19 protein-coding genes are annotated in these 19,686 nt (G+C 62.8%); 2 read left to right on the top strand and 17 right to left on the bottom strand.

Annotation, left to right across the window (positions count from 1 at the left end; genetic code table 11):
* The 8 genes from hfq to dusB all read right to left on the bottom strand — a co-directional run bounded on the left by hfq (window position 1) and on the right by dusB (window position 9,159).
* Window positions 1-243, bottom strand: a complete 243-nt coding sequence (gene hfq, locus B5D62_RS06435; protein ID WP_085932944.1) for an RNA chaperone Hfq — start codon at window positions 241-243, stop codon at window positions 1-3.
* A gap of 105 nt (window positions 244-348) precedes the next feature.
* Window positions 349-1,002 carry an HAD family hydrolase gene (locus tag B5D62_RS06430; RefSeq protein WP_085932943.1) on the bottom strand — a complete coding sequence of 218 codons (654 nt, stop codon included), beginning with the start codon at window positions 1,000-1,002 and terminating at the stop codon, window positions 349-351.
* The gene (locus tag B5D62_RS06425; RefSeq protein WP_085932942.1) at window positions 999-1,862 is read right to left on the bottom strand and encodes a D-amino-acid transaminase; all 864 of its coding nucleotides are present in this window, start codon (window positions 1,860-1,862) and stop codon (window positions 999-1,001) included. Before B5D62_RS06425 ends, B5D62_RS06430 begins: the two co-directional genes overlap by 4 nt.
* A 16-nt stretch (window positions 1,863-1,878) precedes the next feature.
* Window positions 1,879-3,291, bottom strand: a complete 1,413-nt coding sequence (gene ntrX / locus B5D62_RS06420) for a nitrogen assimilation response regulator NtrX (protein WP_085932941.1) — start codon at window positions 3,289-3,291, stop codon at window positions 1,879-1,881.
* Window positions 3,292-3,324: 33 nt separating this feature from the next.
* Window positions 3,325-5,517, bottom strand: coding sequence for a sensor histidine kinase (locus B5D62_RS06415; RefSeq protein WP_085932940.1), 2,193 nt, complete (start codon window positions 5,515-5,517; stop codon window positions 3,325-3,327).
* A gap of 44 nt (window positions 5,518-5,561) precedes the next feature.
* On the bottom strand, window positions 5,562-7,040 hold the full coding sequence (ntrC, locus tag B5D62_RS06410) for a nitrogen regulation protein NR(I) (protein WP_085932939.1): 1,479 nt from the start codon (window positions 7,038-7,040) through the stop codon (window positions 5,562-5,564).
* A complete protein-coding gene (locus B5D62_RS06405; RefSeq protein ID WP_139373803.1) occupies window positions 7,037-8,149 on the bottom strand; it encodes a two-component system sensor histidine kinase NtrB in 1,113 nt (370 codons plus the stop codon). Before B5D62_RS06405 ends, ntrC begins: the two co-directional genes overlap by 4 nt.
* A 2-nt stretch (window positions 8,150-8,151) precedes the next feature.
* Complete coding sequence (gene dusB, locus B5D62_RS06400; protein WP_085932937.1) at window positions 8,152-9,159, bottom strand: tRNA dihydrouridine synthase DusB; 1,008 nt, start codon at window positions 9,157-9,159, stop codon at window positions 8,152-8,154.
* A 123-nt stretch (window positions 9,160-9,282) separates the two neighbouring features.
* Here dusB and B5D62_RS06395 point away from each other — a divergent pair, with 123 nt between their 5' ends.
* A complete protein-coding gene (locus tag B5D62_RS06395; RefSeq protein WP_085932936.1) occupies window positions 9,283-10,449 on the top strand; it encodes a bifunctional 2-C-methyl-D-erythritol 4-phosphate cytidylyltransferase/2-C-methyl-D-erythritol 2,4-cyclodiphosphate synthase in 1,167 nt (388 codons plus the stop codon).
* 2 nt (window positions 10,450-10,451) lie between these two features.
* Complete coding sequence (locus tag B5D62_RS06390) at window positions 10,452-10,943, top strand: CinA family protein (RefSeq protein WP_085932935.1); 492 nt, start codon at window positions 10,452-10,454, stop codon at window positions 10,941-10,943.
* Here B5D62_RS06390 and B5D62_RS06385 read toward each other — a convergent pair.
* The 9 genes from B5D62_RS06385 to B5D62_RS06345 all read right to left on the bottom strand — a co-directional run bounded on the left by B5D62_RS06385 (window position 10,903) and on the right by B5D62_RS06345 (window position 19,682).
* Window positions 10,903-11,361, bottom strand: coding sequence for a type II toxin-antitoxin system RatA family toxin (locus B5D62_RS06385; RefSeq protein WP_231714725.1), 459 nt, complete (start codon window positions 11,359-11,361; stop codon window positions 10,903-10,905). The genes B5D62_RS06390 and B5D62_RS06385 overlap by 41 nt on opposite strands.
* Window positions 11,362-11,400: 39 nt before the next feature.
* On the bottom strand, window positions 11,401-12,360 hold the full coding sequence (gene lipA, locus B5D62_RS06380) for a lipoyl synthase (RefSeq protein ID WP_085932933.1): 960 nt from the start codon (window positions 12,358-12,360) through the stop codon (window positions 11,401-11,403).
* 7 nt (window positions 12,361-12,367) lie between these two features.
* The gene (gene lpdA / locus B5D62_RS06375; RefSeq protein WP_085932932.1) at window positions 12,368-13,783 is read right to left on the bottom strand and encodes a dihydrolipoyl dehydrogenase; all 1,416 of its coding nucleotides are present in this window, start codon (window positions 13,781-13,783) and stop codon (window positions 12,368-12,370) included.
* A gap of 10 nt (window positions 13,784-13,793) precedes the next feature.
* A complete protein-coding gene (locus B5D62_RS06370) occupies window positions 13,794-15,083 on the bottom strand; it encodes a pyruvate dehydrogenase complex dihydrolipoamide acetyltransferase (RefSeq protein ID WP_085932931.1) in 1,290 nt (429 codons plus the stop codon).
* 14 nt (window positions 15,084-15,097) lie between these two features.
* On the bottom strand, window positions 15,098-16,483 hold the full coding sequence (locus B5D62_RS06365; RefSeq protein ID WP_085932930.1) for a pyruvate dehydrogenase complex E1 component subunit beta: 1,386 nt from the start codon (window positions 16,481-16,483) through the stop codon (window positions 15,098-15,100).
* Between the two features lie 3 nt (window positions 16,484-16,486).
* Window positions 16,487-17,539 carry a pyruvate dehydrogenase (acetyl-transferring) E1 component subunit alpha gene (pdhA, locus tag B5D62_RS06360; RefSeq protein WP_085932929.1) on the bottom strand — a complete coding sequence of 351 codons (1,053 nt, stop codon included), beginning with the start codon at window positions 17,537-17,539 and terminating at the stop codon, window positions 16,487-16,489.
* A gap of 174 nt (window positions 17,540-17,713) precedes the next feature.
* Window positions 17,714-18,013 carry an FtsB family cell division protein gene (locus B5D62_RS06355; protein ID WP_085932928.1) on the bottom strand — a complete coding sequence of 100 codons (300 nt, stop codon included), beginning with the start codon at window positions 18,011-18,013 and terminating at the stop codon, window positions 17,714-17,716.
* 51 nt (window positions 18,014-18,064) lie between these two features.
* Entirely contained in the window at window positions 18,065-18,778 is a 714-nt protein-coding gene (locus B5D62_RS06350) for an alanyl-tRNA editing protein (RefSeq protein ID WP_085932927.1), read from the bottom strand.
* Between the two features lie 46 nt (window positions 18,779-18,824).
* Window positions 18,825-19,682 (bottom strand): AraC family transcriptional regulator, encoded by an 858-nt coding sequence (locus tag B5D62_RS06345; protein ID WP_231714769.1) that lies wholly within the window; start codon window positions 19,680-19,682, stop codon window positions 18,825-18,827.
* Window positions 19,683-19,686: the final 4 nt, after the last annotated feature.

Genomic DNA, 19,686 nt, shown 5'->3' with positions numbered 1-19,686 from the left:
TCAGCCTTCGGCTTTGTCCCCGTCGAACAATTGCACGGGCGTCACCGGCATGATGGTCGAGATCGCATGCTTGTAGACAAGCTGCGAATGACCATCCCGGCGCAGCAGCACCGAGAAATTGTCGAACCAAGTAACGATTCCCTGCAGTTTGACGCCGTTGACCAGGAAGATCGTGACGGGCGTCTTGTTCTTACGCAGATGGTTCAGGAAGACATCCTGAACGTTCTGTGCCTTTTCGCTCATGTTTCTTGGCCTCTTGCTGGGCGTCCGGCTGCCCGAAAGCCGCCGATTCGAGGGTACGGGTCTCTACCCGCTACCGAGTTGCACTCAATATAGGCGACGTTACCGTCAAAGCAATGCCGCCAGTTCATGACAATTGCGTGCGTGCAAACGCGGCGGGAATTCCTTCAGCCTTTCGGAAACTTGCTCGACGCTGCCGAAAAACACAGGGAAACAACCAGCCGCATGGGCGCACATCAGATCCGCTGGGGTATCGCCGACCATCCAGACCGTATGATCCGGGGCAATTCCCGTGCCGTCGAGCGCGAGGTAGATGGGATCCGGCGCCGGCTTGTCACGCTTGGCGTCCTTTGCGCCAACGGCGCGGGATATCCACTTCCCCCACCCCAGGTGGGCAAGTTCTGTCCGTAAGTTGTCGCCGACCTTGTTGCTCACGACGCCGACATAGCAGCCCGACGAACAGGCGCGAGCCAGCAGGGCCTCGGCGCCTGGCAACGGCTCAAGACGCTCGAGATGTATTCGGTGGAAGGTATCATAGAAGACCCGCTCCGCTTCGGCCGCGCGTATCCCAAACAGCTGAGGAAACAGGTCACGCAGTGACCCGTGGGCGCGATCCTGCACCTCCTGGGCCGTCCATGGCGTCAGTCCAAGAGCAAGGAACGTGTCGCGGTAGCATTCCACGATCGTCGGCCAGGTATTGACCAACGTATTATCCCAATCGAACAGGATCGCGCGCGGCGGCTTGGCGGCCGGCTCGCTCAAGCCACCAACTCCCCGGCATCGGCAAAACGCACATACTCCTCGCGGAGGCGGCGAGCCGTCGGTCCCGGTTTCCCATCCCCTACCGGCTCGCCGTCGATTTTCACGACGGGAGTCACGAAGGACGTGGCGCTGGAGATGAAGGCTTCCTTGGCCCGCTTGGCTTCGGCAAGGGTAAACGGCCTTTCGACCAGCTTGAGCTGCAAGTCGTTGGCGATCGCCTTGAGGGTTCCGCGGGTAATACCGGCCAGGATCCCATTGTCGGTATGCCGCGTTACCAACTCGCCATCCGGCGTAACGATCCAGGCGTTGGTGGAAGCGCCTTCGGTGACATTCCCATCCGCATCGACCAGCCACGCCTCGTAAGCGCCGCTTTCCCGCGCGGCCTGCTTCGCGAGGACGTTCGGCAACAGCCCGACGGTCTTGATGTCGCAACGCTCCCAGCGGATGTCCGGCTGACTCTTGACGGAAATTCCGGGGCCCGTATCGGCACCGACATGCTTGGTGTTCTTGGTGGTAAGAACGAGCGCCGGCTTCACGGGCGTTGTCGGGAAGGCGTGGTCACGCCGCGCGACGCCGCGCGTGACTTGCATATAGACGAGGCCGTCACGCAGCCGGTTACGCCGCATCAGCTCACGAATGACGAAGCTCAGCGCCTGGCGCGATACCGGCCACGCGATCTGCAGCTCTCGAAGCGAGCGATCGAGCCGATCGAGATGGGGCTTTTCGTCGATCAATCTGCCATCTCGTACGCCCACCACCTCGTAGACGCCGTCGGCGAGCTGATAGCCGCGATCTTCGATATGCACGCTGGCATCGCGATGATCGACGTAGCGGCCATTGACATAGGCATAACGCGCCATAAACGCTTCTCCTCCTCTACGCTGCCGGCTCGGCGCCTGTACGCTCGTCGCCTGTGGCCCCATGCAACCCAAGCGACTTCAATTTCCTGTGCAGCGCGGAACGCTCCATGCCGACGAATGTCGCTGTGCGCGAGATGTTTCCGCCGAAGCGCGTCACCTGGGCGAGCAGGTATTCGCGTTCGAAAACTTCACGTGCATCGCGCAACGGCAACTGCATGATCTCGCCGCCCTTTTCCCAACGCAGGACAGAGGGAGCATCTTCACTGACATCGTTCGGCAGCACGTCGGCTCGAATGGGGCCGCCGTCTGCCGGCGCAAGAATGAGAAGCCGTTCGATAACGTTGCGGAGTTGTCTCACATTGCCCGGCCAATCATGCCCCTGGAGGGCGGCCGAGGTGTCTTCGCCCAATGTGCGCATGGGCAGACCTGTCGCATCCGCCAGGCGCTTCAGCAGATCCATCGCCAGCTCCGGAATGTCCTCCCGTCGTTCGCTGAGAGGCGGAACCCGAAGCGAAACCACATTGAGGCGGTGAAACAGCTCCTCGCGGAACTGGCCCTCGGCGATGCGGTCCTGAAGCGTCTGTGCGCTCGAAGCGAGGACGCGCACATCCACCTCGACACGCGTCCTGCCGGCATCGCGCAAATACGATTGCTCCTGGAGCACTCGCGCCAGTCGGCTTTGCAAGCCCAGCGGCAGGTCGGCAACCTCCTTGAGGAGCAAGGTGCCGCCATGGGCAAGCTCGAAGGCTCCGGAGACGCGCAGCGTATCCTGATCGGTTTCGCCGTCGGTGCCGAACAGTTCGATCTCCAGCCGTTCGGCCGGCAAGGTCGAGCAGTTGACCACGACAAAAGGCCCCTCCGCCCGCTTGGATCCCTGGTGGATGAGACGCGCGACAGTTTCCTTCCCGACGCCGGAAGGTCCGGCGATCAGGACGCGGCTGCCCGTCGGGGCAACGCGATCGATCTGCGAGCGCACATTGCTCGCCGTCACTGAGGTCCCGACAAACGAGACCTCACCTCCTGCGCGGCGGCGCAGAGTGGCATTCTCCCGCTTCAATCGGTCGGCTTCGATGGCGCGATCCACGACGAGCAGCAGTCGGTCCGCCTTGAACGGCTTCTCGATAAAGTCGTAAGCCCCACTCTTGATGGCCGATACCGCAGTATCGATCGTGCCGTGGCCGCTGATCATGACGACCGGGATGGGCGGGTCTTCCCGGCGAATGACCTCGAGCAGTTGCAGACCGTCGAGCTCACTGCCCTGCAGCCAGACGTCGAGGATCACCATGGCCGGCCGCCGCTGACGTATGGCTTCTATCGCCTCCGTGCTGTTATGCGCGCGCCGGGCAGTGTGCCCTTCGTCTTCGAGAATTCCGGCGATCAACGAGCAGATATCACGCTCGTCATCGACGATGAGGATGTCGTGGCCCATGATCCTTCAGCAGTTCGCGACAGTTCACCAAAATCATTGCGCGGCTGTCGCCTGCGACGAAACCGACGCGATCTCCTTCGCGTCACGTCGGAATACCAGACTGATGCGCGCACCGCCACTCTCGCGGTCCTCCAGAAGCAGGAGGCCGCCATGATCCTCCATGATCTTCTTCACGATCGCCAGGCCAAGGCCGGTACCCTTGCTGCGTGTCGTCATATAGGGCTCGGTCAATCGATCCCGCCCTTCCTTGGGCAGTCCCTTGCCGTTGTCCTCGACGACGATCCGCACAGTCGTGCCTTCGTCCTTGAGGGCCAGGGAGATCGCCCCGCGTGGCAGCACCTCGCCCGGACCAGCCGTCCGTCCCTCGATGGCTTCGGCCGCATTCTTCAGGATATTCGTCAACACCTGTCCGACCTGCCGACGGTCGCAGATCAATGGCACCGCATGCTCCGGCAGATCGGCTTGATAAACGATGCCGGCATTGCCGCTGCGCTGAAGGAACAGGGCTTGCTGGCAAAGCTCCTTCGCATCCTCCGGCTGCACCGTCGGCCGCGGCATCCGCGCGAACGACGAGAATTCGTCGACCATGCGGCCGATATCGCCGACCTGACGGATGATGGTGTCGGTGCAGGTAGAGAAGGTCTCGGGATCCTCTTTGATCTGCTTGAGATAGCGTCGGCGCAGGCGCTCGGCCGAGAGCTGGATCGGCGTCAGCGGGTTCTTGATTTCGTGCGCGATCCGGCGGGCGACATCGCCCCACGCAGCCATGCGCTGGGCGGACATGAGATCCGTGACGTCATCGAAAGTGACGACAGAACCTGAGTCCGAGGCGGCACTGATGCGAACGAGCAGGATGCGACGGGTGCCACGCTGCAGGATCTCGATCTGTCCTTGGGTCAGTCGATCGGGTCGCTCCGCTGCCTGCGCCACCAACGGTGCAATCTCGGGCATGATGTCGATAAGCTGCCGACCCAGAACGCCATCCTCCGGAAGAGCCAGCAGATCGAGGGCGGAGCGATTGGTTCGCGTCACAACCCCGATCCCGTCGACGCTCAGGATTCCAGCCGACACACCGGCCAGCACCGCGTCGGTGAGACGACGGCGCCGGTCCAGTTCCTGATTGGCAGCCACCAGTTCGGAACGCTGTTGCTCGATCTGGCTGGTCATGCGGTTGAACGAGCGCGCCAGCTGGCCGAGCTCGTCGTTGGGAGGGCCCTCCTCCACCCGCGCCCCGAGATCTCCAACACGCACCTTCTCGGCAGCGGCCATCAATCCGCCAATCGGCGCCGTCAATCGCGTCGCGACCTGGATTGCGAGCCAGACCGCCGCCAGCAGCATCAGCAAGGCGATCGCGCCGCACACCACGAACAGGATGAGCTGACTCCGGCGCAGCGCCTGCTCGATCTGCGCATAGAACTTGCCAGCAAATTCGATGCTCTTGATGTAATCCACTACCCGCAGATCCACTGCATGCCCGGTGACGAGAAACAGCGGCTGGTCGAGGAACAACTGCATGACGAAATAGGCGCCGCGCTCGGATTCGAATTGCACGGGCCGAGCTTGGTTCACCGCCTGCCACAGATACTTCGCGGCGGGAACGGGATTGGCGATCGGCGTGGCATCGGGCGCCGTCGCCCGTGCGATCAATCCCTTGTCGGCATCGATGACGTCGGCTTCGATGATCGCCCGCCCCTCGATGAGCTGGGCCAGCGTCCGGCTCGTGGAGGCGCCGTCCCTCAACGCGTCGATCCCAAGGGCCTGCAGCGGAGCGGAGATCGCCGCGATGTCGCGCAGGATCTCATCTTCGCGCGCTCGTCTGACGGGCTCGCCTATGGCGCGCGCCGTCTCATAGGCGGCCTGGGACGGCTTTACGACGAAGTCGGTAAGATTGATGACAAGCAGCGACAAGATGATGGTGACGACCAGCGTCGGCGTCACAGTGAAAACACTGCAAACGAGGACCAGCCTCATATGCAGGCGCGATCCCGCCGCACCGCGCCGGCGATCGAGCCAGAGCTGCGTCAGCCGCCCGGCCAGGACGGCAACGAGCGCCGTGGCAACCACGAGGTCGGCCACCAGCAGGCCCGTCATCCAGCCGGTTGTGCTGAAACTGGCCGGCGCAAAACCGGCAAGCCAGCCATAGGTGGCCGTGCCGGCGGCGATGGCAATCGTCGCGAGCGAAATGGCGGCGACGCGGCCGGTAAGAGCACGACCGATCGCGTTCATTCTCTCGCTAAAGCGTGAAACGCCCAGCGAAGCTGTCACCAACGTCACCCGCCTCGGCGGACCTGAGGTGTGCGAACCACCGGAACGTCGAGGTCCTTGATCTTCTTGCGCAACGTGTTGCGATTGAGCCCCAGAAGACGGGCTGCGCGCAACTGGTTCCCGCGGGTTGCCCCCAGCGCCAGAGACAGCAAGGGTCGCTCGACCTCGGAGATGACGCGATCATAGATGCCATCGGGCGGCAGCCGGTCACCATGTTCGGCGAACATGGCCTGCAGATGGCGATCCACGGCGTCGGCCAGGGTGGCATCGGTCGATGTCACCGAACCGCTGGGCGCGTCCGCTTCCGGTGCCAGGATGGCATCGGCAAGCTCGTTCTCGATCGTCTCGAGGCCAATGACTTCCTCGGAATAGAGCGCCGACAGCCGGCGAACGAGATTCTCCAATTCGCGCACGTTGCCGGGCCAGCGATGCTGGCGCAGTCGAGTCATCGCATCCGGCGACAGAACCTTGGTCGGCAGACCGTCGACGGTGGCCGTCCGAAGGAAATGATTGACGAGTTCCGGAATGTCATCCAGCCGCTCGCGCAGCGGCGGAAGGCGGATCGGCACGACGTTCAACCGGTAGAACAGATCCTCGCGGAAGAGGCCCTGTTGAATAAGACGCCGCAAATCACGATGGGTGGCAGCCACGATGCGGACATTCGCCTTGATCGGTGTCCGGCCGCCGACCGTGGTGTATTCACCCTCCTGCAACACGCGGAGGAGCCTGGTCTGCGCTTCCGGCGGCATATCGCCGATCTCGTCGAGGAACAGCGTACCGCCCGCTGCTTGCTCGAACTTGCCGGCCGAGCGCTGGACCGCTCCGGTGAAAGCACCACGTTCATGGCCGAACAGCTCGCTCTCGATCAGCTCGCGCGGAATAGCTGCCATATTGAGCGCCACGAAGGGCCCCTTGCGGCGCTTGCCGTAATCATGCAGGGCGCGCGCCACCAGTTCCTTGCCGGTGCCCGACTCGCCGGTGACCATGACCGTAAGATCTGTCGCCATGAGACGGGCAAGCGCCCGATAGATTTCCTGCATCGCCGGCGACCGCCCGATCAGGGGTAGGCGCTCGCCTTCCTCGACCGGCTGCGCCGTGCGGGTGATCGATGCCGCTGGCGCCGATAGCGCGCGGTTGACGACCGAAACGAGCTCGTTGAGGTCAAACGGCTTAGGCAGGTACTCGAACGCACCGCGCTCCGCGGCGCGCACGGCCGTCAGCAACGTCGACTGGGCGCTCATGACGATGATGCGCAGGTCGGGACGCAGCTTGCGGATCCGTGGCACGAGATCGAGGCCGTTTTCGTCGGGCATCACCACGTCGGTGATAACCAACTGCCCCTCGCCTTCCTGCACCCACTGCCACAGCGTCGCCGCCGCACCGGTGCTTCGTACGGTATGCCCCTGCCGGCCCAACGCCTGATGAAGGACAGTTCGAATGGCGCGATCGTCATCGGCGACGAGAATGGTTGTACCGGTACTCATATCTGGGCTTGAGGTGACTGCAGGGGCAACATGACTCTGAATGTCGTTCGGCCGGGCTCGCTGTCATATTCGATGGCCCCGCCATGATCGTTGATGATCTTGGCAACCAGTGCGAGTCCCAGTCCGGTTCCGGTCGGCTTATTGGTCACGAAGGCATCGAACAGATGTCCGCGAATTTCCTCAGGAACGCCGCCGCCGTTGTCGCGAACCGAAACCACCAGCGGCAGATTCACACGCGCCTGCTGACCGGGCACCGCGAGCCGCAGGCCGTGCCGGTAAGCGGTCGAGAGCTCGATCTCACGTTCGCCCTCGCCCGGCGCTTCGCAGGCGTTCTTCACCAGATTGAGGAAGACCTGGATCAGCTGATCGCGATCGCCGAACACGTCGGGCAAGGATGGATCGTAGGTCTCGACGAAGCGGACATTCTTGCCGAAGCCATTCTGCGACAGGCGGCGGACGTGATTGAGGACCTGATGGATGTTGAGCGGCCCACGATCGATCGGACGCCCATCGGCAAAGGCCTCCATGCGGTCGACCAGGGCAACGATGCGGTCGGTCTCTTCGCAGATCAGGTTCGTCAGTTCCCGTTCTCCGTCCGAGACCGACTGCTCGAGCAACTGCGCCGCGCCCCGTATGCCGGACAAAGGATTCTTCACCTCATGCGCCAGCATCGCGGCCAGCGCACTGACGGAGCGAGCGGCGCTGCGGTGGGACATCTGCCGATCGATGTTGCGGGCAATCGACTGTTCCACCAGCGAGATCGAAACGAGCCCATCCCGCTCCACGATCGGGGCAAGCCGAAGGGCGCAGAAGTGATTGCCGATACGGGGCGAATGCAGGGTCACGCCGTTCTCCGCCACGGCACCACCGGTCGTCAGAACCTGGTCGAGAAGGGAGAAAAGCGGCGTATCCTCGGGAATGAATTCGCTCAGCGGGTGCCCGACGAGGCGCGCCCGTCCGACACCGAAAAACTGTTCGGCCGACAAGTTCGCGAAATGAATCATGCCGGCACTGTCGACGACCACCACTGCTTCGGAGAGCGAGTCGAGAATCGCACTGGAAAATTGATCGCTCAGAAGATCGGAGCGCTTGAGGGGCCGAACGGCCATGGTCATGCTGCCTGCCGTTCAACGGCCGGCAGGAAGAAGGCCGCGAGCAAGGCGCGTACCTTCGATGCCTCACTCTCGCGATTGACCGCCGCCCGGAACTCGGCCGATGCCGGCAGCCCCTTCGAATACCAGCCAAGATGCTTGCGTGCCATGCGTACCCCAGTCTCCGCCCCGTAATGCTCCAACATGGACTCGAAATGGGCCCGCACCGCGGCATACTGCTCGGCCAGCGACGGATCCGGCAGCCGCTCGCCTGTCCGCAGATAATGGATTGCCTGATGGAGAAACCACGGCCGGCCATAGGCGCCGCGTCCGATCATCACGCCGTCGGCACCGGACTCATCGAGAGCCCGATCGACATCGTCGAGTGAATTGATGTCACCGTTCACGATGACCGGCAGGCTCGTGGCCGCCTTCACGTCGCGAACAAATCCCCAGTCGGCATGGCCGTCGTAGAACTGGCACCGGGTCCGCCCATGGACGGTCAGCATCTTGATCCCGCATTCCTCGGCAATGCGTGCGAGCCGAGGCGCATTGCGGTTGGAGGAATCCCAACCTGTCCGCATCTTCAGCGTTACCGGGAGGCTTACGGCCTTCGCCGTTGCTTCGAGGATCTTCGCGGCATGGACCTCGTCCCGCATCAAGGACGAGCCGGCGTGACCGTTCACGACCTTCTTCACGGGGCAGCCGAAATTGATGTCGATGATGGCGGCGCCGCGATCTTCGTTGAGCTTGGCCGCTTCCGCCATGACCTCGGGCTCACAGCCGGCGAGTTGAACCGACATCGGGAACTCTTCCGGAGAATTCTTGGCCATCAGGAGGGTCTTCCGGTTCTCGCGGACCATGGCCGCCGAGGCGATCATTTCGGAGACGACCAAGCCGGCACCGCCCCGCTTCACCATCCGGCGGAAGGGCATGTCGCTGACCCCGGACATGGGGGCCAAGATGACCGGATCCTCAATTCGAACGGGACCGATATCGACGGGACGGAGACGCGGTTGATGAGCCATTTCTTTGATCAGATTATAGGCAACTTGTGCACTGCACAATTATTAAGCCACCATTAACGGGTCGAACCGGGTAGCGCAAGGGCCGGAAGTGCGCCCCTGCTAAGTCGATGTTATTTAAGGGCAGTGACGACCTGTACAGCCCTTATCGTGGCCGCCGGCCGGGGAAGCCGCTTCGGAGGACCGCTGCCCAAGCAGTATGCGCTCCTTAACGGATTCCCCATCCTGCGCCATACCCTTCTCGCCTACCAGGCTACCGCCCAAATCAATGCTCTTCGGGTGGTGATAGCCGCCGGCGACGAGTCGCTTTACGACGCGGCCGTCCAGGGGCTTGGCCTCGCTCTTCCCATTCACGGCGGGGCGAGCCGGCAGCAGTCGGTTTTGAACGGCCTGGAAGCCTTGGCGCGGGAAGCCCCCGACTTCGTTGCCATCCATGATGGAGCGCGGCCTTTCGTGCGGCCGGCAGATATCGCCGGCTGTCTGGCCGCGGCCGCAGCAAAGGGCGTCGATGGCGCCGTGCTGGGCGTCCCCTTGGCCGATACACTCAAACGCGCCGACCGCGATGGCAGAGTGATCGAGACCGTGCCTCGGGCCAATCTGTGGCGGGCGCAGACGCCGCAGATTTTCCGCTTTGAACCGTTGCTCGCTGCGCACCGGGCCGCCGCCACACTTGCGGAGAACGAAGGAACCGCCCTCACCGACGACGCGGCTGTCGCGGAACGGGCAGGATTGAAGGTGGTGATGGTGGCGGGAAGCGACGACAATCGCAAGATTACGACCAGCGACGACCTGGACCGGAGTTCGGTGATGGAGACGAGAACGGCGCTCGGCTTTGATGTCCATGGCTTCGCATCAGGAAGCGCTGTGATGCTTGGAGGCGTTGCCATTCCGCACAGCCAGGCACTGGCCGGTCACTCGGATGCCGATGTTGCCCTGCACGCCCTGACCGATGCCATCCTCGGCACGATAGCGGCGGGTGACATCGGAAAGCACTTCCCGCCTTCCGACCCTCAATGGCGAGGCGTCTCCTCCGACCGGTTTCTCCGCCATGCCGTCGATCTTCTGGCAGCGCAAGGCGGGCGCATCGTGCACCTCGATCTTACCGTGGTGTGTGAAGCGCCCCGTGTCGGCCCGCACCGTGAGGCAATGGTATCGAGCATCGCCAAGATCGCCGGCGTTGTTCCCGACCGCGTAAGCGTGAAGGCAACCACGACCGAGGGGCTCGGATTCACGGGACGACGCGAAGGCATTGCGGCGCAGGCGATCGCGACGGTCGAGTTGCCGAGGAGCTGACCATGTTCGATCACGAGATGCGGAATGCCGCCGAGCACGTGTTGAACGTTTGTCGTCAACACGGTCTCAAGGTCGCCACTGCCGAGTCCTGCACCGGCGGCTTGATCTCGGCGACGCTCACGGCCATCGCCGGCTCTTCTGATGTCGTCGACAGGGCCTTCGTCACTTACTCCAACGAAGCCAAGCGCGACGTGATCGGTGTGCCCTGGGACATTATCATGAAGCATGGGGCCGTAAGCGAACCGGTTGCGACCGCGATGGCGCTCGGTGCCCTGATGACCGCAAATGTCGATATCGCCGCCTCGGTGACGGGCATCGCGGGACCTGGCGGAGGAAGTGCGGAGAAGCCGGTGGGCCTGGTGTATATCGGGGTGCGGCGCAAGGGCCACGATCCGATCACCGAGCGCCACGTCTTCAGCGGTGATCGCGACGGCATCCGGCGCGCCGCCGCGATCACCGCCCTTGCGTTGCTGGCGTCTCTGGCTGAGCGGTAGGCCTGCCATACAGCTGGGCGGCCCGGGCCTCGAAAGCGGCCACCATGCGCTTCACGGCTTCGGCGAACAGCATTCGGACGGTATGCTGCAAGAGACGCGAGCGAAACTCGAACTCGAGCGAGAAGTCGATCAACGTCCCGCTTGGATGCGGCTGGAAGAGCCAGCGGCTGCTCAGCGAACGGAACGGCCCTTCGACGCCGACGGTCTCGATCCGTAGCCCGGCGGGGTCATCCGGCGTCAATACGACACGCGAGACGAATTTCTCGTGGAAGGGCCCAAAGCCGATTGCGAGTTCGTCGGTCTCGACATTGGGTCCCTCATGGCGGCGGACACGTGCCGCCGTGCACCAGGGCAGAAACTCCGGGTAGCGCGGGACATCGGCCACAAGATCGAAAAGCTGCCTTGGAGCGAAGGGCACGATCTTTCGCTCCGCATGCCTGGTCGTTGTCACGGCGAGTCAGGTCTTGAGTTGGGCTGCTCGCGCGGCGCGTAGCCGGACGAAATCGTCACCCGCATGATAGCTCGAGCGCGTCAGCGGCGAGGCGGAGACCATCAGGAACCCCTTCGCCCGGGCATGTGCGGCCAGCTCGTCGAACTCGGCTGGCGTCCAGAACCGATCGAGTGCCGCGTGTTTCGGCGTTGGCTGCAGATACTGCCCAATGGTCAGGAAATCGACGTCGGCGGCCCGCAGATCGTCCATCACCTGCAGGATCTCCTCGCGTGTCTCGCCGAGGCCGACCATGAGGCCGGACTTGGTGAACATCGCGGCATCGATCTCCTTAACCCGCGCCAGAAGCCGCAGCGAGGTGAAATATCTCGCGCCGGGTCGGATCGACGGATAGAGCCGAGGCACCGTCTCGAGATTGTGGTTGAACACGTCTGGCCGCGCGGCGACGACCGTTTCCACGGCGCCCACCTTGCGCATGAAATCAGGCGTCAGCACCTCGACCGTCGTCCGGGGAGCGGATTTGTGCAAGGCCGTGATGACTTCGGCAAAATGTCCGGCGCCGCCATCTTCGAGATCGTCTCGATCGACGGACGTCACGACCACATGGCCCAGCCCCAGCTTGCCGACCGCTTCCGCGATATTTGCAGGCTCGTGCGGATTCAGGGCGCCGGGTTTGCCAGTGGCAACGTTGCAGAAGGCGCAGGCCCGCGTGCACACCTCCCCCATGATCATGAAGGTGGCGTGCTTGTGCTTCCAGCACTCCCCGATGTTGGGGCACGCTGCTTCTTCGCATACGGTCGCGAGGCCATGCTGGCGCATCAGGCGCCTGGTCTCTGCATATTCCGGCGAATTGGGCGCGCGAACCCGGATCCATTCCGGCTTGCGTGGAATGGGATTGTCCGGCCGATGCGCCTTTTCAGGATGACGCTCGGCCCTGCTCGGGGAGACTTTGTCGATCGAACCGTCCATGACGGGCTCAGATATGGAGCGTGCGCCCGTAGGCCGCCAGTACCGATTCGTGCATCATTTCCGACAAGGTGGGGTGCGGGAACACCGTGGCCATGAGTTCGGCCTCCGTCGTCTCCAGTGTCTTGGCGATGCTGTAGCCCTGAATCAGCTCGGTGACTTCGGCGCCGATCATATGCGCCCCCAGCAGTTCACCGGTCTTGGCGTCGAAGATCGTCTTGATGAAGCCCTCCGGCTCCCCCAAGGCAATCGCCTTGCCGTTGCCGATGAAGGGGAATTTCCCGACCTTGATCTGCAGGCCCTTTGCCTTTGCAGCAGCTTCCGTCAGGCCAATGCTGGCCACTTGCGGCTGGCAATAGGTACAGCCCGGGATGTTGGACGTCACCATTGGATGCACGCCCTTCACACCGGCGATCTTCTCCACCACGAGCACGCCCTCATGCATCGCCTTATGAGCAAGCCAGGGCGGGCCGGCGACATCGCCGATCGCATAGACGTTAGGTTCGCCGGTGAAGCCCCACGGATCGATCACGATATGGGTCTTCTCGACCCTCACCTTGGTACCTTCGAGACCGATATTCTCGACGTTGCCGACAATGCCCACCGCGCTGATGACGCGGTCGACAGTAATTTCCTGCGTCTTCCCGCCCGCCGTGATCGTCGCGGTGACGCTGTCGGTCCCTTTCTTGAGATTCGAAACCGTGGCCGAGGTCAGGATCTTCATGCCCTGCTTCTCGAAGGCGCGCTTGGCGAAGGCCGAAACCTCTTCGTCCTCGACAGGCAGAATGCGGTCGAGTACCTCGCACACCGTCACTTCCGCGCCCATGGTCCGGTAAAAACTCGCGAACTCGATGCCGATCGCGCCCGAACCGATCACCAGCAGCGACTTCGGAAACTCCGGCGGCACCATCGCTTCCTTGTAGCTCCAGACCAGCTTGCCGTCGGTCTCCAGTCTCGGAAGCTGGCGCGCCCGCGCACCGGTCGCCAGGATCACGTTCTTCGCCGTAAGCGTGACGTTACTCTTGTCGTTCAGCGCCACGGCCAGTTTGCGTGCGCCCCCGGCCTCGGTGCCGGCAAGCTTTGCCACGCCGTCGAACACCGTGATCTTGTTCTTGCGCATCAGGCCTTTGACGCCGTTGCTGAGCTGGTTCGCAACCTTGCGCGACCGCTCGACGATCTTCTTTGCGTCGAACGAGACGTCTTTGACCGACAAGCCGAACGACTCGGCATGCTTGATCAGGCCGTAGACCTCTGACGTGCGCAGCAACGCCTTGGTCGGGATACAGCCCCAGTTGAGGCATATGCCGCCCATATGCTCCCGCTCGACGACAGCGGTCTTCATGCCGAGCTGCGCCGCGCGGATCGCGGCGACATAGCCGCCGGGACCGCCGCCGACGATGATGATGTCGAAACTCGTATCGGCCATGGCTCGGCTCCTAGACCAGCATCGCGGCCGGCTGTTCGATATAGGCCCGCAGGGTCTGCAGGAACTGCGCGCCCATCGCGCCATCGACCACGCGATGATCGACCGCAAGCGTACAACTCATCATCTGACGAATCACCATCTCGCCCTTACGCGCGACCACTCGCTCCTCGCCGACACCGACGGCAAGAATCATGGCCTGGGGTGGATTGATGATGGCGGCGAACTCCTTGACCCCGTACATGCCAAGATTGGAGATGGTGAAGCCACCACCCTGGAATTCCTCGAGCTTCAGCTTTCCGGCCTTTGCCCGCGAGGCGAGGTCCTTCATCTCGGTCGAGATCTGTGCCACGCCCTTGGCATCGGCGTTGCGAACGATGGGGGTGATGAGCCCGCGGTCGGTCGCGACGGCGACCGAGATATCGACCGCGCCGTACTGGATCATCTCGTCTTCGGTCCAGGAGGCATTGCATTCCGGATGGTCTCGCAGCGCCTTGGCGCATGCCTTGATCACCATGTCGTTGACCGACACCTTGGCGCCCTGCTTGCGGGCGACATCATTGATCGCCTGACGGGCGGCGAGTAGCGCGTCGATCTCGAATTCGACGGTTAGGTAGAAATGAGGAACCGTCTGCTTGGACTCGAGCATGCGACGGGCGATGACCTTGCGTACGGCGGTATGCGGTACGCGCTGATCGCCAGGCGCGGTCACGATGGGTTGCGCGGGTAGGCTTGGCGCTGGGCGCGGCGCAGCCGGGGCCGCAGGCGCGGCAGCCGGTCGCGCTGTTTCAACATCGGCCCTGACGATGCGTCCGTTGGGGCCCGAACCCTTGAGGGTTGCAAGGTCGATGCCCTTCTCGGCCGCAATACGCTTGGCAAGCGGCGAGGCGAAGATGCGATGACCGCTGGGCGCAGAGGTGGGCATTACCGCTTGCGGGGCTGGCGTTGGCGGGGCCGAAGGCTTTGGTGCGGCGACTGCCGGCAAAGCCTCGCTTGCTGGTGCGGCTGGCTTGGCCGCCGCTGGCGGAGACGGCGCGGCGGCAGTTGGGACCGAGGTCTCGCCCTCCTCCAGCAGAACGGCGATGACGGCATTCACCTTCACGCCTTCGGTGCCTTCCGGCACGACGATCTGGCCGACCTTGCCTTCATCGACGGCTTCCACTTCCATCGTGGCCTTGTCCGTCTCGATCTCGCAGACGACTTGGCCCGACTTCACCGAGTCGCCGACCTTCACGTGCCACTTGGCCAGCTTGCCCTCTGTCATGGTCGGCGACAGGGCTGGCATCAGGATATTGATCGACATGCGCCGGCTCCCGCTCAGCGATTGCAGACCGCGCGCGCGGCCTCGACGATATTCGCCGCCTGGGGCAGCGCCATATGTTCCAGATTGGCGGCATAGGGCAGCGGAACATCAAGTCCCGCCACGCGCTTGACCGGCGCATCGAGCCAGTCGAACGCCTGCTCCATCATCTGGGCGGCAAGCTCCGATCCGATGCCCGCGAACGGCCAGCCTTCCTCGACGGATACCAGGCGGTTGGTCTTCTTGACCGAGTTGACGATGGTCTCGGTATCGAACGGGCGCAGGCTGCGCAGGTTGATCACCTCGGCTTCGATGCCCTGCTTGGCGAGTTCCTCGGCCGCCTGCAGTGCCTTGCCGACCATGATCGAGAAGGCGGCAATCGTAACGTGCTTGCCCTCGCGCTCGATCTTGGCCTTGCCGATCGGCAGGACGAATTCGGGATCGTCCGGCACATCGAACTGCTGGCCGTACATGATTTCGTTCTCGAGGAAGATCACCGGATTGGGATCGCGAATAGCAGCCTTCAAAAGTCCCTTCGCGTCAGCCGCGCTCCATGGGGCGAGCACGCGCAAGCCCGGACAATGGGCGTACCAGCTCGCGTAGCATTGCGAGTGCTGGGCGGCGACACGGGCCGCGGCGCCATTGGGGCCCCTGAAAACGATCGGACAGGTCATCTGCCCGCCCGACATATAGTGGGTCTTGGACGCGGAATTGATGATCTGGTCGATCGCCTGCATGGCGAAGTTGAAGGTCATGAACTCGACGATCGGCCGCAATCCACCGAAGGCCGCCCCGACACCGAGACCGGCAAAGCCATGCTCCGTAATCGGCGTGTCGATTACGCGTCTGGCACCGAATTCCTCGAGCAGGCCCTGGCTGACCTTGTAGGCCCCCTGATACTGCGCAACCTCCTCGCCCATCAGGAACACGCCAGGATCCTTGCGCATCTCCTCGGCCATGGCGTCGCGCAACGCTTCGCGCACGGTCAGTTTGACCGTCTTGCCCTTCCATTCCGGCTCCGCCGCCGGCGCTGCTACGACTGGCGGCGCCGCCGGCTTGGGCGGCAATTCCGTCTTCGGCGCCCCCTCGGTATTGGGAATGTCGGCTTTTGCGGCAGAGGCTGCAGGGGGAGCTGCCCTGGCGGCATCGGCAACGCTTTCGCCTTCGGCGGCCAGGATGCAGATCGGCGTATTGACCGCCACACCCTCGGTCCCTTCCTGCACGAGGATCTGCGCAACGGTACCTTCGTCCACGGCCTCGACTTCCATGGTCGCCTTGTCGGTCTCAATTTCGCAGATCACCTGTCCGGCTTTGACGGTATCGCCAACCTTGACGTGCCACTTTGCCAGCTTGCCCTCTGTCATGGTCGGCGAGAGGGCGGGCATCAAAACGGGGATCGACATGCTTTAAGCTCCGACCAGGACGTCGGTCCACAGCTCCGACGGATCGGGCTCGGGACTATGCTGCGCGAACTCCGCGGCATCGTTGATGGTCTTGCGAATATCCGCGTCCACGGCCTTGAGCGAGGCTTCGTCCGCCAGCTTGCTGTCGAGCAGGATCTTGCGCACGTGATCGATCGGATCGCGTTCGGTACGATACTTGTCCACTTCTTCCTTGCTCCGGTATTTCGCGGGGTCGCTCATGGAGTGGCCGCGATAGCGATAAGTCTGCATTTCGAGAATGTACGGCCCCGCGCCGCTGCGCGCGTATTCCACGGCCTTTTCGCCAGCCGCCCGAACTGCCACTACATCCATGCCGTCGACGCGCTGGCCGGGAATGCCGAAGGCCTCGCCGTGACGATAGAGTTCGGTGATGGCCGAGGCACGCTCGACGGAGGTGCCCATGCCGTAGCGATTGTTCTCGATGATATACACGACAGGCAGCTTCCAGAGCGCCGCCATGTTCATCGCTTCGTAGACCTGCCCCTGGTTGGCCGATCCGTCGCCGAAATAGGTGAGCGAGACGTTATTGTTGCCGTTGTACTTGTGGGAGAAAGCGAGACCCGTGCCGATTGGCACCTGGGCGCCCACGATGCCGTGTCCGCCGAAGAAGTTCTTCTCGCGGCTGAACATGTGCATGGAGCCGCCCTTGCCCTTGGAATACCCTCCGCTGCGTCCGGTCAGCTCGGCCATCACGCCCTTCGGGTCCATTCCCGCCGCGAGCATGTGTCCATGGTCGCGATACGACGTCACGATCGTATCCTGACCGCCGATGGTCGACTGCATTCCGACCACAACGGCCTCCTGACCGATATACAGATGGCAGAAGCCGCCGATGAGCCCCATGCCATAAAGCTGGCCCGCTCGCTCTTCGAAGCGCCGGATCAGCAACATGTCTCGGTAGAAGGTTTTGAGTTGTTCTGGACTGACGCTGTTGTCGCCGGGCCCGGGCGCCTTTGTTTCTGCTTTGGACTTGTCGGGAAGTGCTTCCCCTTTCGCCTTCGCGGCTGGCTTCGCCATGGCAATCCCTCTCCAATTGGCCCGTCGCAGCTTATAGCATCGCCGATGGCGATGTGGTTGATCTATCAGGAAAAACCAGCGTCGACATGCGTGCATCGCAGCAATTGAGCGATTGTTTGCGTCCAGCCGATCAGGCTGGACAGTTTGTTTCAGACGGTCTCGAGGACCGTCTGGCTATCGCGTCGGCGTGAAGATGATGATGTCGTCTTTGCGCGCATAGTTCAGCAGGATGCGCGCCCGCTCATCCAGCATGTCGGGATCGATGCTTTGGTTTCGGAGTTCAGAGACTCGCCGTTCCCAGATTTTGCGGGTGGCTTCCGCCTCCGCCAGGTTCTGGTCGGCGATCTGATTTTCCCGCTGCAGATGGACCATAGCCAGCAGACCGCGATCACCGTTGACCAGGTGATAACCAAAGTAGCCGAACACCGTGGCAAAGATCACGGGGGCGAGAATCTGGCGCGGCCTCAACAACATATGCGGTCTTTCTAAGAAGATAAGGCAACATATGGTGCAACAAAGTCAAGATTATTCAGCGAGCGAGAGCCGTACCCGGCGGTTATGGCGGCCCTTGTTGTCGATCTTAAGGATGCGGACGGCCGGTGACTGTCCGGTCGAGGCCAGATGTGTGCCGCCACAGGCTTGGCGATCCAATCCAACGATCTCGACGATGCGAATCGTTCCGTCAGGCGTCGGCGGCGGCGCGACCGATCGGCTGCGGATCAGTCCGCGCTGGGCCTGTGCTTCGTGCACCGGTACGTAATCGATCTTCACAGGGATGTCTTGGCGGATGAGATCGTTGATGGGCCCCTCCAGCGCCCGCAGCCGATCGTTGTCGGCGCCCGGCACGTCGAAATCCATGCGGGCCGTTCCATCGTCGGCCATTTGCACTCCGGTCACGAGCGCACCATCGAAGGCCTGGAACACCAGTGCGTTGAGGATATGCGTATCGGTGTGGAGTTGTCGCATCATCCGGCGGAATGGCGCATCGACGGCGGCTTCGATCCGGCCATCGATCTCGCTCGGCTGATCGAGCAAATGCCAAACCTTGTCGGCCGTCAGTTCGAAGCCCACGACCTTCGCGACGCCGCCGCGCCAGCGGATCACGCCCTGGTCGGCGAGCTGACCGCCTCCGCCCGGATAGAAGGGGGATTGAGCGAGCACCACCTTTCCCGGCTGCGCGTCCACAATCTCGGTTTCGAGGGTCAGTTGTTCGGGGTGTTCATGGCAATACAGGTGCATGCTCAGTCGATAGGATCGGGAGCACGCAAGGTATTGGTGAAAATTGTCAGGCGGCAGCCGCGCGTGCGAATTGGAGCGGCGTAATGCCGTAGCAGCGCTTGAAATGCTTGTTCAGGGCACTCTGATCGTAGAATCCGACGGTGGTCGCGACCTCTGCCAACGACGACGACTGTTGCAGCAGATGGCACGCCATTTCCAGCCGAACCTGGGTGAGATACGCGTGCGGCGTTAGTCCGACCGTGCGTTTGAACAGGCCGATCAGCTGAAAGACGGTTAAACACACACTCTCGGCGAGCTCTTCGAGTGAAAGATTTGTGGCGTAGCTGTCGCGCATGCGCTCGATGACACGAGCCACGAGCGCGCGATCGCGCGGTGCCGACGTGATGGTGGCACCACCACTGCCATGTCGGCGGAACAGTGCGCCAAACGTACTGATCAACAGCTCCCACTCGTGAAATACATCGCGCCCCTCCTCAAGCGCGTGATGAATCGCCCGGAATCCCGCGATCAAATCTGCATCGCGAAAGAGGTTGCGCGTGAAATACGGTACCGACTGGGTGCCAAGCCCCTGGGCAACCCGATCAAGCGCGGATTGCGTCAAATACATCGAGCGATAGCGCCAGCGGCGACTCCATCCCATCCGGCCTGCATGAGGCTCCGCCGGATTGAACACGAACAGCGTCGAGGGATGCGCATCTTCCACCTGCCCCCGGCTCCGGATCACTGAGCCGCCCTGCTCCGTCACGGCGACGACCAGCGCATCATGCGTGTGGGGTGGATATTCGTGTGTGGTGAAGTCGGCATTCAGCAGGCTGAGGCCAGGCAGATGCCTGTCCCACCAGTACTGGGTGACATTATGGGGATCACGACGCGCCACGAGACGAGGGTAATGACGCCTCGCCACGGCG

Source organism: Enhydrobacter aerosaccus (genome assembly GCF_900167455.1).
Classification (GTDB): domain Bacteria; phylum Pseudomonadota; class Alphaproteobacteria; order Reyranellales; family Reyranellaceae; genus Reyranella; species Reyranella aerosaccus.
Note: the sequence above shows the minus strand (reverse complement) of the source record. Positions and strands in the feature narration are given on the sequence as shown.